The sequence below is a fragment of the Rhodococcus sp. T2V genome (assembly GCF_029269925.1).
Classification (GTDB): Bacteria; Actinomycetota; Actinomycetes; order Mycobacteriales; family Mycobacteriaceae; genus Rhodococcus_F; species Rhodococcus_F koreensis.
On sequence record NZ_JARJBD010000068.1, the window covers coordinates 1 to 16,276 of the forward strand.

A 16,276-nucleotide genomic window follows, 5' to 3' on the forward strand; every position below is an offset into this window, starting at 1 on the left:
CAAGTTCGGCGCAACGTTGACCGAGTTCACCGGAGAAACCGACCACGTCCACCTACTGATCCACTACCCACCCACCGTGCAACTCTCCACCCTGATCAACAGCCTCAAGGGCGTCTCCGCTCGACACCTGCGCCAAGAGTTCCCCGACCACATCCAGAAATACCTGCGGGGCAACCACTTCTGGTCACCGACCTACTTCGCCGCCTCCGCCGGCGGAGCCCCACTCGCCACCATCGCCGACTACATCACCACCCAACAACGACCCGAACCCACACCAGAAACCGACCCCGCTACCCGCGATCGCGCAATACAGAATCAGCTTCCTCCCGGCCCCCAAGGGCCAGGCTTCCTCTGATTAATCCGGTGAACTGATGCAAATTTTCGCATTGCGCCACCGGCATTCCGGGGTAGTTCGGCTGTTTACTGCAGGTGCCGGTAGAGCCGTCCGTGGTTGCTGAACCAGGCGACATTCCCATCCGGTCCCCGAACGAAGTTGGATCGGGTGCCGGTGGGTTCGAGGTCGGGGCCAAGGTCGAGCCCATAGTCGGTCTTGTACAGCGCAAGACCGAGATTCGGGACTGTCTGCTCATCCGGCAGGTAGGTGCCATCCGGGGCGTCGCTCATGTTGCCGACGAGCTGGCCGTCTTTGCTGCGGAAGTGGATCACGACGGTCCCCAGGGTGCCCGATTGATCGATGTCGTCAGTGGCATACGCCCCCTCGTAGGGCGCCAACTCGGCCGTGCTCAACTTCTGGGGCGTCGCGGGCAGGTTACTGATTCCGGCGAAGCGGCGAAGCGACCAGTCCTCGGCGAACAGTTCGTTGAGCAGTTTCCCGCCCCCATCGGAATTGGTGAGCACGGTCATGGCGAAGTTACGGCTGGGCACCATGAAGAACCCGGATCGTTGACCCGCCCAGGTCCCGCCATGCTGGACGATCGCCTCGTTCTCCGCGGACGGCCGCAGCATCCATGACACTCCCATACCGGTGAGTTCGACCTGAAGCGTGCCGCCGACGCCGGGATTCGAACGCATGGCGATGAGCGAGTCCTTGCTCATCAACCGATCTCCCGTGGGTGTCGTGCCGTCGCCGAGGTGGAAGCGCGCGTAGCGCACCTGATCCCGCACGCTGGAAATCAACGATCCGGTCGGGTTGCAACTGCGCGAGAAGAACCAGAAGCCCGGATCCACAACGGCTTTTCCGTCGTCGACGGTGTGCGAGGCGGCGATATTGTGGCCGATTATCTGGTCCGAGAAGAAGCGGGTGTGACGTAACTCGAGCGGGTCCAGCAGCATCTTTTGCACGGCGTCCTCGTAGACCGATCCAGTCACGACCTCGACGATCCGCCCCGCCACCACCAACCCCGCATTGTTGTAGGCGAAGACCGTGCCCGGCGGGGTCTTCTGTGGGAGCCGGGTCATCGACGCCACGAACTTGGTTATCGCGTCGTCACCTCGACCGAAGTCCTGGAGATCGTCACCGAGCCAACCCGACGTGTGGTTGAGCAGTTGTCGCACCGTCGCCGTGGCGCTGGCGTCGGGATCGGCGACCGCGAAATCGGGCAGATACTGGCGTATCGGTGCCTCCAGATCGACCTTGCCCTCGTCGACGAGGCGCATCACGGTCGTTCCGGTGAACGTCTTCGTCGTGGAGCCGATCCGGAACAGGGTGTCGCCGTCCACCGGGGTCGGGTGGTCGACATTCGTGACCCCGTACCCCTTCACGTACTCCTCACCGTCGGCAATGACGCCCACCGCAACCCCGGGGACCGCGTAGTCCCGCATCGCCTTGTCGATCTTGGCGTCGAGCTCGTCGAACGCTTCCTTCGCGTCAGCCGGGACGCTCGTAGCCGTGGTGGTCGACTCCGTCGACGAACATGCCGGCGACACGAGCACCGCCAACCCGGCGACCGCCCCGCCAAGCACCGCCCGGCGCGACAACTCGGTCGTCATCAGCGTGGCGGGAGAATGTCGTATGCCGGCAGTGGTGTCGTGTCCGTGCAGGATGTGTCCGGCTTCTCCGGATTGTCGAAAAACGACGCGATGATCTCGGCTCCGCACGGTGGCTCTGCATACACACCGTGCGCAGCTCCGGGCACTACCGCGACTGTGGATTGCGAGAGATCCTTCGCGATGTAGTCGCCCCACACCGCTCCGGTCTGCCCGTCGTAGGTACCCGACAGCACAAGCGAAGGGATGTCACTGACCGTGATGTCTCGGATCGAGTCAGGGGCCGTCGGCACGTCCCACACCTCGCAGGCGTCGCGCAGGAACGGCAGCTGTGGCGCTTGGGCCCGAACGGACTCCGGGAGTTCAGGGAATTCCTTTTCCGCCTGTTGCATCGACTGCTCGACGGTCTCGAACGGGATCCATTCACGGCACCAAATACTCAGGGTGAGGCCCCACTGGAGGGCACCCCTCTCCGGATGCCCCCACACCTCGGCCCACCGCGACGCAATGGGCTGCGCATTCCCGTGGGCGAGCTCATCGACCGTTGATGGGAACTCTTTCGGTAGATGGGTAGCCACGGGGACAAACCAGTTCAGCAGCATTCCGCCGTCGACGACAACCTTCGTCTCTCCTACACCCTCAACGTTGACCGTCGTGGTGATGGGCTTCGCTTCAAGCTCATTGACCAGCCGGATGAACGTTGCCCCCAGGTCGGGATAGCGCTCGTTGCATGCCGGCTGGTCCTCGCACGCCGTGACCATGTTGTCGAATGCTTGGCGGGCGCTGGCCCAGGTCCACCCCAAGGCACCAGCCGATGGAGGCGTCACTCCGTCGAACACGATCGACTCGACAGCGTCGGCGTCTTGACGCATGTAAATCAGCGCAAGGTCGGTACCGTACGAGTGGGAGAACACATTCCACTTCTCGAGGCCGAGTGCCTTGCGTAAATCAATCAGGTCATAGGTGCTCTCGGTCGAATTGAACGCCGAGAGGTCAACGGTGGGAGCCAGGCGGTCGTGGCACTGCTGCACCGCTTCTACGTACGCATCCCGTGTGGACTCAGCGTTCCACGCCATTCCGATCCTGTGGGCGAAGAACTCGAAAATCTCCGGGCAGGACAACGGCGAGCTGGACGTGATGTTGCCGCGCTGTCCCATCAGGATCAGATCGCGATCACGGTTCAGCGGCACGTCCGGGTTGACCGGGGGATCGGTGACCGCGTCCTGACCGGGCCCGCCCATGAGAAAGACGATCGGAGCCTTGGCCGGCGGCTGCGTTTCCGACGGAACGATCGCAACTGCCAAGCGCAAGGATCCGCTGTCTTCTCTGGTGCGGTTCACCGGTACCACCAATTCCCCGCAGCGAGCATTCTCCAGCAGTGGGACCGGATTTGGCGTCTTCGCGCATGGACCCTCGACAAACTCCGACGGCGGATGAGCCACAGTCGTCGGTGGCGAACCGGACGGATCGGAAGTGCTGCCACACGCCGAGCTGACGAGAATCGAGACAAACGCAATCGCCGTTATCTGGTTCACAAACCGCATGTCAACCACCCTGAATGGCGACCGCCCGAACCTTGTGTCCGGGCTCGGCCGAGGATCTACTCGGATGAATCCTGGCACACACACCCATAGCAATACCGGAAGTTATGAGAACCGATGAAATCCAGCGATCCTTGTGCAGACGCTCGGTGACGAATCGTGCAGACGGCCAAGTAGGTCGAGAACGCATTCCATAGGCGGCGCGGCCGAGTGCGCCCGGTTCGTGATTGAGCCGGTACTCCTCCCGTGTGAACGGATAATGGTCCACATGTCCGGGTTCACCATCCGCCCGATATACCCCTTGTAACCGGACCCGACCAACCGTTTCGTCGACGCATCCCCGGTCTCCACCGACCTTGTGAGGTTGCCCCTCGAGGGTGGACACCTAATTTCATGCGGCGACTGTCCGAGTAGCCGATGCGGTCAATCGGTGTCCGAACTCGATCGGCGCCAGGTACCCCAACGCGGAATGACGCCGCCGCCTGCTGTAGTACGACATCCACTCGAACAAGTCCAGACGCGTTCGCGCCTTCGATACCACGGCACACCCGTGCAACCATTCACACTTCAGATTCTGAAAGAACGACTCGGCCAGCGCATTGTCGTAACTTGACCCCACACGTCCCCGGCTTTGCCGGATCCCATGTGCAGTACAGAACTCCGCGAAAACGGCCGACGTGTACTGACCAGGTTCAACCGGTGGAAGCAACACCTCGAAAATGGAGGGCGGAATGGGACGACCACCAGTGTGGACGGCAGCGTTGACGGGGCGGGCGGTGATGCGGTCACCGGGACGGCCGCCTGTACGCAGGGACCTCGAGCGGGCGTTCTGGGCGCGGATCGCCGAAGGCCTCACCACCGAGGAACCAGCGACCGCGTGCGGCGTGTCGGGGCCGGTGGCGACGCGGTGGTTCCGCCACGCTGGAGGGATGCCACCGATCGAGTTGACCCCCGCCTCGGGGAGGTACCTGTCGTTCACCGAACGTGAGGATATCGCGCTGTTGCGAGCCAAGGGCATGAGTATGCGCGACGTCGCTGCCCGACTCGGACGGTTCCCGTCGACGATCTCGCGGGAGTTGCGGCGCAACGCCGCCACCCGCGGCGGAAAGCTCAGGGGGCAACCTCAGTGCTTCGTCCGACGTATCGAGGCCGCCCCTCCCACTACCCTGGGTGGAGCTACCGGGGCAGTGGGAGGAGTCGAGTCGCCACCTCTTCGGGGCTGTCGCGGCAGCCGATCAGCAAGCGAACCTTCCTGCTCGCGGCCGCGAGCCTCGAATTCAGGTCGGGCACCCAAGCTACTGACAAAGCCGCCCTCCTGATCCAGAGTTTTCGACGTCCCGGAGGACGAAACGTCGCGTCGCGTGTGTCCGGTTAGAGATGCTTTCGGATGCGCCCAAAATGGCAGCTGTACAAAGCATTTTACCGACGAGACCGGATCGGGGAGGGGCGGACGGTCTGAGCCAAGACTGTGCCCGATGACGGAGATCTATAATTTTCCCAATGAGCGCCGTTCGGTTCGTGCACCCGCTCAGGACAGGTATTCGTCGACCTTGCGACTCCATTCCGCGAGCACATCGGCGGGGTACCTCTCCGATTTGAGCATCTCCATGCCCGTCTGCGGGATGACGCCGGGAATGTCGGTGCGCCCGGATATTCCGAGTCCGTCGCCGTTGAGAGCCTGCTGGCCGTGCTGCGACATCATGAAGTCGATGAATACTCGGGCGGCGTTCGGGTGCTCAGAGCCGTCGATGGCGGCTGCACCCCACTCGATTGCATAGGTGTGCGGAGGAATGACGGCGTCGATCGGTGCGCCCAATTCCTGGAGTTCTTTCACGATCGAAGGTGTTGTCGTGTTGGCCACGCCGATCTCGCCGGAGGCTACTGCCTGAGTCATGGGTACGACCGAGGGGTAGAACTTGGGTTCTTGCGCGCCAAGTGCGGGAAGGTACGTAGGCCCCATGGTCCTCTCCAGAAAGTCGAGATAGCCTGCGTAAGAGGGCGTTACGTCGGATCGGGTACCGAATTTCCCCTTGACTGATGGATCCAGTAGATCGTCCCAGTTTTCAAAGCCGACGGGGAAGAGGTCGGTATTCCATACGATCATTCCGAACGGATACGCCGACGGGACGATTGCTCTGCCTTTGACCCTCCACACCTGTTCCGGCCAGCTTTCGGTCTCGGGCCCTTCCAATGTCATCAGATGATCAGCGTTCTTGGTGAACCAGTTCGGGTCGCTGAACAGAAGGACGTCGGCGCCCTTCGAGCTGGATTGAATTTCCGCGGAGACTCGGGACGGTAGCTCACCGCCACCCCTGAGGACCCGCACTTTGATATCCGGATACTCACTGTTGAATTCCTTGACCAATCGCACGTTCTGCAGTTCGGGGGCGACAGAATAGAAGTTCACAACGCCCTCGTCTTCGGCCCCGTCCACGACGGCCTCCCAGGAGCGATCCTCCGGCGTCGTCGTGGGCGGTTCGTCGGTTCCGCATGCCGTGAGACCGACCGTGGCGAGCACGATGGCGGCGACGATGGCGATCCGGCGTCTCCATCGTTGTGCAGCGACGCCCTGGTTCGATGGGGCCGTCACGTTGCTCGGGTCGCCGCTGTAGACGGGTCGCAACGATGCCCGGCGCGCATCTGCTTTGTGCGTCATCACGCGACTCCGACCCGTACATGTTCGGTCGGTGTCAACGCACCGTCTTCGCCGTAACAGTGCGTCGAGGCGTGTGGAAGTCCGACGTCGACAGCACTTCCGATGCGGAAACCGATTCCGCTGACCGGGATTTCGACGTAAAGGACGCTGTCAGCGAGTTCAATGATGTACTCGGTTCGGTCGGCGCCGGGAAGGATCTCCACGACAGTTCCGCCGCTCAACCATGTGATGTGGTCGTCATGCCCGCGGTCGGTCGGTCGCCGCAGTTGGACATGGGCGGGCCGAATCCGCATGAGGTAGTCCCCCGGCAACGACGGAGCGGCGGAATCTGGGATGCGGCAACCCGCCATGGCGGCGCCCGAGCTGTCGACGACCATCGGAATCGAGTTCCGAGCGCCGAGGAAGTCCGCCACTCGTTCGCTTGCCGGATTGCGGTAGACCTCCTGTGGCGCGCCGATCTGTTCGATGCGTCCGTCGTTCATCACGGCCACCCGGGTGCCGAGTGACAGCGCTTCCTCCTGGTCGTGGGTGACGTACACGCCGGTGAAACCCAAGGATCTGTGCAGGCGACGGATTTGCGCGCGCATGTCGAGGCGGAGAAGTGCGTCGAGGTTGCTGAGCGGCTCGTCGAACAAGAGAACGGCCGGTTGCGGGGCGAGAGCACGGGCCAGCGAAACACGCTGCTGCTGACCGCCGCTGAGTTCTGGCGGGTAGCGGTCGGCCAGGTGGCCGCACTGAACGATGTCGAGTACCTCTCCCACTCTGCCACCCGCGAGTGCGCTCTTGAGCTTTCGCGCCTTCAGCGGGTAGGCCACATTCTGCGAGACCTTCATATGCGGCCAGAGTGCGTAGTTCTGGAACACCATGCCGACGTTGCGTCGGTTCGGGGGTGTGAAGATTCCCTTCCCCGGATCGGCGACCAGCTCGCCGCCGAGTTCGATCTGTCCCTCGCCCGGTCGTTCGAGGCCGACCAGGCATCGAAGGAGCGTGGTCTTTCCACATCCGCTCGGTCCGAGGAGGACGAGCAACTCCCCTTTTCGGACTTCGAGGTCGACCTCCTTCAGAACATGGACGTTCTCGCGTCGCCGCTGGAAGGCCTTGCTCAACCCGGAAACGCGCACTTCGACGTCAGGAGCCGAGTGCTTGTGCTCGGATCCGGTCATTTCGGTGGTCACGGTCGATTCGTTCACAGTCGCTCCATAGCTTTGGTTCCGCCGAAGGCAAGCGCCGCGACGACGCCGCCGGCGGTGATGACAGTCATGACGAGGGCCACGACGGCCACCCGTGGGTAGGACCCGGTGCTGAACTCCTCGTACAGCACCACCGACATCACGGTGCTTTCCGGTGACCGGAGAAGCAACGAGACACCGAACTCGTGGATGAGCAAAACAAACATCACCGCTGCCGACGCGGCCATTCCGGCACGGGACAGCGGAAAGACGATCCGGGTGAAGGTGCGCAGCGGTCCGGCGCCGCTCACCCGGGATGACTCCATGGTCTGCGGACCGAGCGCAATCAAGGTCGTCAACTGGTATCGGACGGCGTACGGCAACATAATCGCTAGGTAGGCGATCAGCAGTGCTGTTTTCGTTCCGTACAGTCCGGTATTTGTCGACGAGAACGCGAAGAGGAAGCCGAAACCGATCAGGGCCGCGGGAACGGCGAGCGGTAGCGCTGCCGCCACGTCCAACACGATCGAGACCGGCCGCCAGATGCGGTCCCTATTCGTGACCGCGAGGGCGACGAGCAGGCCGATCGGCATCGCCAGAATGACGCCGGCGAGTGTCACGGTGAGGCTGGTGGTGATCGATTCCTGCACCCGGGCGTCCGAGAGTGTCCGAACAAAGTGGGCTGTGGTGAAGTGTTCTCCGCTCAGTTTTCCGGACCAGTACGGGGACAACGCCACGAACGTCAGCGCGAGCAGCGGCAGTATTGCGGAGATTGCGACAAAGGCAGCGATGAAGGCAGTGGCCGCCGCAGTGGTCCAGGGGCGGGTGGGTGCTTTTGCCATGCTCATTGCGCCTCGGCCCACGTAACGCTTCTGGTCGCCGAGCAGTCGCCGCTGGACGAACATCAGGAAGAACGCGAGGACCAGCAGCGGGGTGCCCAGCGAGGCGACCAGCGCGAAGTGGATCGGATACTCGGTGGTGAGGACGAACATTCTGGTGGTGAGGACGTCGAGCCCTTCGCGCCGCCCCAGGATCAGAGGTCCGGTGAACTGGCCGAGCGCCAGCAGGAACACGATCATTCCCGAGTACACGAAGACCGGCCGCAGCATCGGCAGGGTGACGGTGCGCAGGATCCGGAGGCCACCGGCGCCGTTCGCCTGGGCGGCGAGACCGTAGTCCTCGCCCAGTGCTTGTAGTCCGCTGTAGACGAAGAGGTACACGAATGCGGAGAGGTGGATGCCGGTGTAGACGATGATCCAGAACGGCGTGTAGACCTTGATCGGACCTGACGCATCGTCATCGAACAGGGGTGTAGCCCTCAGCAGGGTGTTCGCGTACCCGTTCTCGGGTGAAAACAGGAACACGAATCCGACGACGTGCGCGACCGCGGGAATGATGATTGGCAGCACCGGAGCGAACGACAGGGCGCTGCGCAGCCTCGGTGGCAGCGAATGGACGGATAACGCCAGGCCCGTGCCGAGCACCAGTCCGACGATCGTCGCTCCGATCCCGAGGTACAGGGTGTTGACCAGTACCGACCCCAGACCTCGCATTTCCCCGAGTTCTTTCAGGCCGGCGCCCCCGTCTGCAAATACCTTGCTTTGCAGGGGGACGATGGGAATGAGCACGAGGATCGCGACCAGTGCGGTCAGAGCGATCCACGGCCCCTGCCGGCCCAGCTCTCTTCGGTGGCGCTGCATCGGAAACGACGCTGTTGATTGTCCGCTCATGTGGGACTCCTTGCGTGAACTCGATCACTGAAAGTCGATAATATATGGTGCGTCACAGAATGAGTTTGGGCAAGGCTTTACCCAAAGATTGGTGGATTTTGTTGCACCGTCAGGCAGACTGTCTTGTGCACCGCGCGACTTATCGCCCTGCTCACCGGGACACCGGCACGTTGTCGAACATTGTTGTCCTACACCATTATTCGGTGTCGAACTGAAGGCGCTCACTCGTGCGCCGCGCCTCTCGACGCTTGTTCCAGTCAGCCCGCATCGTCGGCGCGTCTCGAAGGAATCCTTCTCCGCGGCCGAGCTTTCCACTGAACGCGTCTACGTCGACACGGCTGGCATCACCGCGCATACCGTTTCCCCCGATCGATCGGAACGCGTACGCCGAATCTCCGATCACGCAGGCTGTGTGATCGGAGATTCGACTGGGGCAGAAGACGATGACGTATTGTGACGCAGTGAGCGGCTGGCATTTCCGCTGATTTGTGGGTGCATGTTTGCGCCGTGGTCTGCACCTGGTGGGCCGGACGCAGTCTGGCGCCTGCGCACGTTCAAGGCGACGTGCGTTGCTTGTCCGATCGACTGTCAGGCCTGGCCCGGGAGGCTGGCGTGTTCCGCGTAGAGCGGATCCCTAGTGTCCCGAAGCCCCCAGTACGGACCGTCCGTTCGGATTCCGTCGATCGCCACTGCGGCGAAGCGTGCGTCGATGACGACTCGCCGGTACGCGACCCGCCACACGCCCTCACGACGTTCGAACCGGTCCAGATAGCGTCCCCACGCTTGTCGGCAGAGGGCGTCGCCGGCCGATGTATGAGCAGCAGCGGCGCCGGTCGGCGGGATCAGGCGAGAACTGACGAAGTAGGTCTCCACCGATGCGTAGTCAGCTGCGGTCTGCTCGACAAGACTGTTACCCAGGAAGTGCATCGAGTTGTCGACGCCGGCGAAGCGATCGTCCAACCATTCGAGTAGCCCCTCGATGTTCCCCTGGTAGTCGACATGATCGTCGTACGCGTCGGGGTGGTAGGTCGATCGGACGAGTTCCCAGTCGCCGCGATCGACCCCTCGGGCATAGCGACACAACACGTCGTGAATGTCTTGACGATCAAGGATGCGCTGCAGCGCGGACGCCGCTTCTCTGTCGTTCATGCCATCACTCCTCGGGCGCTTGGGTAACGGGTACATCGTTGCGGTGCTGCGTTCACATCGTAGAAACGGTGGCCGGTAGGCCCGACTCGGTATGACGGAGGTCAATCCGCGTGGCGCCTTCCTCGGCCGATCATTGCCAGCGGGATCAGGCTGAGTGCGGCCGCCGTTGCCACGTAGACAGACACGGAGATGGTGGTGTGTGTGGTTTCGAGGAGGGCGACCATGATCAGGGGGGCGAGACCGCCTCCGACGATGTTCGCGCCCTGGGTTCCCATGGATGCTCCGGCATACCGCACGCTCGGTGGGAACATCTCGGCGAACAATGCAACGACCGGCCCTTGCATGGCGCCGACAGCGAGCAGTCCGACGAGCGCCGCCAGAACGACCAGTCCGAAGCTGCGGGTCTGCACGAGCGGAAAGATCGCGAACGCCCATATACCGGTGAAGATCGCGCCGCCGGCGAAGACCGCGCGCCGACCGACGATGTCTGACAGCCAGGCGAACCCGAGCGTACCGACCGTCCAGCCCACCATGGAGATCAGCACGGCGGTGAGCAGGGCGCTCTTGCTCATTCCGAGATCGCGCGTGCCGTAGTCGAGCATCCCCGTGTTGATGACGTAGAAGGCGATGGTGGCGGGCACAAACGTGCCGGCTGCAAGCAGTAGCTGCCGGGGTCGCCGCAGGACCTCGAAGACCGAGGAGCGCTGGGCTGCGCTCGACCGCGCCGCCAATGCGTCATCTGCTTTCTGGAACGCGGGGGTGTCCTCGATGAATCGGTGGATGTAGTACGCGATGGGGAACATCATGATGCTGAGCAGGAACGGGACCCGCCATCCCCAGGCGGAGAATTGATCGGCGTCGAGGACCTGGTTGAGGACCAGGAACAGCAGGGTGCCGGTGATCATTCCGACCGGGACGCCAAGCTGTGGAATGGCGCCGAAGAGGCCGCGACGGTTCGGCGGCGCGTGTTCGATGGCCATAAGTGCAGCACCGCCCCACTGGCCACCCACTGCAGCACCCTGTGCACACCGCAGAACGGTCAACGCGATCGGTGCTGCGATACCGATCGTCGCGTAGGTCGGCAGGACTCCGATGAGGGTAGAGGCAATCGCCATCAGCAGCATCGCGCCCAGGAGCGCCGGCTTGCGCCCGAACTTGTCACCGAAGTGGCCGAAGACCGCAGCGCCGACCGGGCGTGCCGCGAAGCCGACAGCGAACGTCGCGAAGGACGCCAGGACACCGGCGGTGGGGTTGATCGACGGAAAGAAATGACTGTTGAAGATCAGGGACGCTGCGGTGCCGTAGATCATGAAGTCGTAGTATTCGATCGACGATGCCGCGACCGACGCCACCAACACCTTGCCGGGTCGCGTGCCGGTCGGCTGCGCGGCTCGGGAGGTCAGTCCGTGAGTGCTCATTTCTGTCTCATTTCCGATGATATGACCCGTTGCCAGGCTGGTTCAATGCCGAGCGCGGGAATCGAGTCTGTCGATGTTGAACCGCATACGCAATTGGCGGTCTGCCTGCCGTGGGTGCCGTGTGTGCCACAAGTCGACGCTTGGATGCCACCAAACGGAAAGCACCTCGCTCTGCCCAGCATCGCCACCGCCTTACACCTTACCTCGATGATATATGATCGATCACATTTGGCAATAGGCGTGATGTCGGCCACGAATGGCCGACATCACGGATATGATCCGTCGATTTGTTCTTTCAGCCAGGAGATTTCGCACTCGCAGTGGGTACGTCCATCAACCGGCCAACAAGCTTTGGCCACCGTCGACGACCAATGAGGCTCCGGTGATGAAAGCCGCCTCCTCCGAGGCCAGAAAGAGTGCTGCCTGCGCAACATCCCAGGCGGTTCCCTGCCTGTTACGCAACGGCACACGCGCATTTCGTTCGGCGGCAACCTGCTCGCGGGTTGCGCCCCCTCGCCCGACTCGCTGTTCGATCGCCATCGGCGTATCCATCAGCCCAGGAAGGATGGTGTTGGCCCGGATTCCGTACTGCGCCTCCGTGATTGCGATGTGTTCGGTCAGTGCAACCACGCCCGCCTTGGAGGTCTTGTAGGCAACGTTCGGGTAATTGATCAGCACGGCATTGGAGGAGACGTTCGTGATCACTCCGCCGGCCTGCTCACGCATCACGGGGATGACGTGTTTGCAGGCCACAGTCATGCCCTGCAGATTGATGGCCACGATACGCGCGAAGGCGTCGGCATCGATGTCGCTGACCGCGGCGTCACCGGAGGATCTTCCGCCGATCCCGACGTTGTTGTGCAGGATGTCGATGCGCCCCCACCTTTCCGTGCAGGTGGCCGTCATCTCCGCGATGTCCTTCTCGCGTGTGATATCCGTGCGGACCGCGACCGCCTCGCCACCTTCGGCGACGATCTGGCGCACGGTTTCCTCCGCTGACGCCAGGTCGCGGTCAACGGCGAGCACGTTCGCGCCTTCGCGTGCCAGCAGCAGGGCTGCGGCGCGTCCGTTACCGACGGTGCGTCCCTCGACCTGCCCTGCCCCCACTACGATCGCAACCTTGCCCGCTACGCGCTGCCCCATGACATGACTCCTTCTTCGCACTGCCGCGGACGATACCGCCGTCAGATTCTCTTATCGATATGTGCCCGCGGTCGCGGTCGGCCGCATCGGCGCTGGTTACCCGGCTTCATGGCAGTAGTCCGGGTGTTGGCGCTGTCCGATTCGTCGCTCAGCCGGCCGTTGGTGCCGTCGCGTGTCGGAGACTGTGTTCGACGAGGTAGCTGAGTACCCGGACGGCGCGCCCCGGTTCGGAGTAGGTCGGAATCCCGGACTCGAGCAGTTGCCGACGTGGTCTGCCGCTGCCGCCGGTCCACGCGACGAAGAAGGGTTTCGACGTCTCGGCATAGGCGCGTCGGAGCGCGTCGACCATGGCGTCGGCTCCGGCGTCGGAGTTTCCGAGAACCACGAGCACCGCATCGGTGTCGTCGTTGTCGCAGGCTACTTGCAGGGTCCGGGTCAAGATGCCGACATCGTTGATCAGCGAACCGGTCGCGTCGATCGGGTTCGCTGTGGATGCGAAGTACGGCAGATGTGACGCAAGCAGTTCGCGGTCCTCGGACTGCCACGGTTCCACGACGAGGCCGAGTTCGACGGCTGTGTCAGCGGCGAGGGCGCCGGCGCCGCCACTCTGGGTGACGACGGTCAACCGTCGCCCGGCGGCGGGGCGCCCGGCCACGAAGGCGAGTGCCGCATCGGCCATCGCTTCCATGCTGTGCACCCGCACCGCGCCGTAGGTGGCCGCGGCCCGCTCGAACGCGTCGTCGTCCCCGGCCACACTCGCGGTATGGGCCGCGACGGCCCGTGAGCCCGCCGGTGTGCGTCCGGCCTTGAGCAGGACGAGAGGCTTGCCGCGGTCGGCCGCCGAATGCATCAACTCCTCGAGTGCGGTGAAGTCCTGGACTCCCTCGATGTGGCCGAGCAGCACGCTCACATCCGGTGCATCGACCAGACCGGCCAGCAACTCGACCACTGTCACGTCGGCCTCGTTGCCGGTGTTGGCGAAGTACCGCACCCCGAGTCCGAGCGAATTCATCGTGCTGTAGGTGAAGGTGCCGACCGCGCCGCTCTGCGACACGAGCGCGATCGGTGAGTCGGGCCGTTCGCCCTCGTCGTCGAAGGCGGTGGAAAAGGTTGCGAAGGCCCGGTCCGCCGCTGAGAAACTGCCGAGACAATTCGGGCCGACCACGCGCATGCCGGTGCGCCGCGCGATGGCGGTGATCCGGTCCTGGATCGCCGTGCCCGGGTCACCGATCTCGGCGAACCCGGAGGCGAAGATGATCGCGGCACCGACGCCGGCGTTCGCGCAGCGCTCCACCGCCTCCACCACCGCTGCGGCCGGGACGACGATGATCGCCAGGTCGACGGGTGCGTCGATCTGGGACAGGTCGGCGTAGGCCGGGACACCCTGGACCTGAGTGCGGTGTGGATTGATCGCGTAGATGCCGCCCGCGTATCCGAATTTCGTCAGGTAGGCCAAGGGCCGCCCGGACAGCTTGGCGGGGTCCGACGAGGCCCCGTAGACGACGACATTGCGCGGCCGAAAGAGCAGGTCGGCCACCGCCGCGGTCACGACGACGTCTCCGTCCGGAACGACGGTGCGCGGCGCTCACGGTGTGATGCGACTCCTTCGACGACGTCGGGTCCACCGAAGCCCAGGAATTCGAGGCCCAGCGCGGCGTCGAACAGCGGGCCTTGCTGGCGGTACCACTGATTGAGCGAGTACTTGGTCCAGCGGATCGCTTCCTGGGCGCCGGCGCTCATCTGGCCGGCGATCTCGCGGGCGGTGTCCAGAAGTTCCGCCGGGTCGACGGAGAGCGATACCAGGCCCGCGCGCTCGGCGTCCTCACCGGAGATCTCCCGGCACGTTAACAGCAGGTATTTCGCTTTCGCCATGCCGCACAGCAGCGGCCAGACCATCGACGCGTGGTCGCCGGCGGCGACCCCGAGTCTGGTGTGTCCGTCGATGATGCGCGCGTTCTTCGCGGCGATCGAGATGTCGGCCATCAAGGCGACGACGAGTCCGGCTCCGACGGCCGGGCCGTGGATGGCGGAGATGATCGGCTTGTTGCAGTTGACGATGTTGTAGAACAGGTCACGCGATTCACGCATCACGCGCATCCGCACGTCGTAGTCCCTGATTTGTGCGTCGATGAGGTCGAAACTGCCGCCGGCGGAGAAGGCCTTGCCGGCGCCTCGGACGACGACCGCCCGGACCTCGGGGTCCTGGTCGATCACCGACCAGATTTGCGGGATGTCGCTGTGGGTGGCTTCGTCGACGGCGTTGAGGTTCGGGCCGTCGAAGATCACCTCCAGGACCCCTGGCTGGTTGTTCTCGAAGGAGATGCTGGTGAACTCCTTGTACTTGTCGATCATGACGTTGTCCTTTCCTGGTGGGGCGGATCGGCGGGTGAGGGTGCCGGGGATCGCGTATCCCATGACGCGAGAACGGTCTCGACGTCGACGGTCCCCTCGTTCGGTGTGCTGACAGTTCGTGCGGGGGTTCGGCTGAACCGGGGTGCGGGAGTGGGATGGAGTGCTCCGTCGAGGCGCTGAAAGAGGCCGCGTTCGAGGTTGTGTGGGTGGTTCGCGGCTTCGTCGAAGGTGAGCACGGGGGTGACACAGGCATCGGTGCCCTGGTAGACCGTGGTCCACTGCGCTTGGGTCTTGGATCCGATCTGCGCAGCGATCAGTTCACGCAGTTGGGTCCAGCGCGCCCGATCGTCCTGATCCGGCCACTCGGAGACGTCGGCGTCCAGGCGCGCGACGAACTCGCGGTAGAAGTCCGGTTCGAGCGCGCCTACCGCGAGGTATCGACCGTCGGCGCACCGGTAGGTGTCGTAGAAGGGGGCCCCGGAGTCGATCCAGTTGGTTCCGGGTTCGTCCGAGAAGAGACCGGCGGCGCGTAGACCTTGGATCTTCGCGGTCAGGAGCGCGACCCCGTCGACCATGGCGGCGTCGACGACCTGCCCCTGACCGGATGTGCGGGCTTCGAACAACGCACACACGATGCCAAAGGCGCTGATGGCGGCACCGCCGGCATAGTCACCGAGTAGGTTCATCGGGGGTCGCGGCGCTTCACCGGACCGTGCCAGTGCGTGCAGAACTCCCGACTGCGCAACGTAATTGATGTCGTGCCCGGCGCACTGTGCGAGCGGCCCGGTTTGGCCGTACCCGGTCAGCCGGGCATACACCACCGCCGGGTTCCGGTCGAGGACGACCGCGGGGCCGAGGCCGAGCCTGTCGGCCACCCCCGGCCGGTAGCCCTCGAGGAAGATGTCGGCCGCCGCTGCCAGTCGCAATACGGTCGCGACACCGTCCTCGCTCTTGAGGTCCACGGCCACGGTCTCGACCCCGCGGTTGACCAGGTCGCACCCCTCCCGCAGGCCGTCGGTAGAGCTCAGCGCCCTGGCCGGTCGGTGGGCGGGGCGCGCGACGCGCACCACGCGTGCGCCCATGTCGGCGAGCATCATGGCCGTGACCGGCACCGGTCCCATCCCTGCCAGGACGACGACCCGGACCCCGGCGAGTGGTCCCCTCGATATGC

General features: G+C 63.9%; 11 protein-coding genes and 3 pseudogenes. 2 read left to right on the forward strand and 12 right to left on the reverse strand.

Annotated features, from left to right (window positions below; all coding sequences use genetic code 11):
- Positions 1–226: pseudogene (tnpA, locus tag P3H15_RS37870) on the forward strand (IS200/IS605 family transposase); the annotation flags it as partial.
- A 194-nt stretch (positions 227–420) separates the two neighbouring features.
- Here tnpA and P3H15_RS37875 read toward each other — a convergent pair.
- The 3 genes and pseudogenes from P3H15_RS37875 to P3H15_RS37885 form a co-directional block, all read right to left on the reverse strand.
- Positions 421–1,950: a serine hydrolase gene (locus P3H15_RS37875; RefSeq protein WP_276141948.1), complete on the reverse strand. Its 1,530-nt coding sequence runs from the start codon at positions 1,948–1,950 to the stop codon at positions 421–423.
- Positions 1,950–3,491 carry an alpha/beta hydrolase gene (locus P3H15_RS37880; protein ID WP_276141949.1) on the reverse strand — a complete coding sequence of 514 codons (1,542 nt, stop codon included), beginning with the start codon at positions 3,489–3,491 and terminating at the stop codon, positions 1,950–1,952. Before P3H15_RS37880 ends, P3H15_RS37875 begins: the two co-directional genes overlap by 1 nt.
- A gap of 388 nt (positions 3,492–3,879) precedes the next feature.
- Positions 3,880–4,173 (reverse strand): annotated as a pseudogene (locus tag P3H15_RS37885) (integrase core domain-containing protein); the annotation flags it as partial.
- Between the two features lie 46 nt (positions 4,174–4,219).
- Between P3H15_RS37885 and P3H15_RS37890 the strand changes: the two are divergent.
- Positions 4,220–4,600, forward strand: a pseudogene (locus tag P3H15_RS37890) (helix-turn-helix domain-containing protein); the annotation flags it as partial.
- A 416-nt stretch (positions 4,601–5,016) separates the two neighbouring features.
- On the opposite strand, the gene P3H15_RS37895 reads toward P3H15_RS37890, so the two are convergent.
- From P3H15_RS37895 to P3H15_RS37935, 9 genes are all read right to left on the reverse strand, one after another.
- Positions 5,017–6,144, reverse strand: a complete 1,128-nt coding sequence (locus tag P3H15_RS37895) for an ABC transporter substrate-binding protein (RefSeq protein WP_276141950.1) — start codon at positions 6,142–6,144, stop codon at positions 5,017–5,019.
- A complete protein-coding gene (locus P3H15_RS37900; RefSeq protein WP_276141951.1) occupies positions 6,144–7,334 on the reverse strand; it encodes an ABC transporter ATP-binding protein in 1,191 nt (396 codons plus the stop codon). Before P3H15_RS37900 ends, P3H15_RS37895 begins: the two co-directional genes overlap by 1 nt.
- Positions 7,331–9,043, reverse strand: a complete 1,713-nt coding sequence (locus P3H15_RS37905; protein ID WP_276141952.1) for an iron ABC transporter permease — start codon at positions 9,041–9,043, stop codon at positions 7,331–7,333. Before P3H15_RS37905 ends, P3H15_RS37900 begins: the two co-directional genes overlap by 4 nt.
- 588 nt (positions 9,044–9,631) lie before the next feature.
- Positions 9,632–10,192, reverse strand: coding sequence for a nuclear transport factor 2 family protein (locus P3H15_RS37910; protein WP_276141953.1), 561 nt, complete (start codon positions 10,190–10,192; stop codon positions 9,632–9,634).
- A gap of 101 nt (positions 10,193–10,293) precedes the next feature.
- Complete coding sequence (locus P3H15_RS37915; protein ID WP_276141954.1) at positions 10,294–11,610, reverse strand: MFS transporter; 1,317 nt, start codon at positions 11,608–11,610, stop codon at positions 10,294–10,296.
- Between the two features lie 333 nt (positions 11,611–11,943).
- Complete coding sequence (locus P3H15_RS37920) at positions 11,944–12,753, reverse strand: SDR family NAD(P)-dependent oxidoreductase (RefSeq protein ID WP_276141955.1); 810 nt, start codon at positions 12,751–12,753, stop codon at positions 11,944–11,946.
- A 148-nt stretch (positions 12,754–12,901) separates the two neighbouring features.
- Positions 12,902–14,302, reverse strand: a complete 1,401-nt coding sequence (locus P3H15_RS37925) for an acetate--CoA ligase family protein (RefSeq protein ID WP_276141956.1) — start codon at positions 14,300–14,302, stop codon at positions 12,902–12,904.
- Entirely contained in the window at positions 14,299–15,105 is an 807-nt protein-coding gene (locus P3H15_RS37930; RefSeq protein ID WP_276141957.1) for an enoyl-CoA hydratase/isomerase family protein, read from the reverse strand. The genes P3H15_RS37925 and P3H15_RS37930 overlap by 4 nt, the downstream gene beginning before the upstream one ends.
- Positions 15,102–16,274 carry a CaiB/BaiF CoA-transferase family protein gene (locus P3H15_RS37935; RefSeq protein ID WP_276141998.1) on the reverse strand — a complete coding sequence of 391 codons (1,173 nt, stop codon included), beginning with the start codon at positions 16,272–16,274 and terminating at the stop codon, positions 15,102–15,104. The genes P3H15_RS37930 and P3H15_RS37935 overlap by 4 nt, the downstream gene beginning before the upstream one ends.
- Positions 16,275–16,276: the final 2 nt, after the last annotated feature.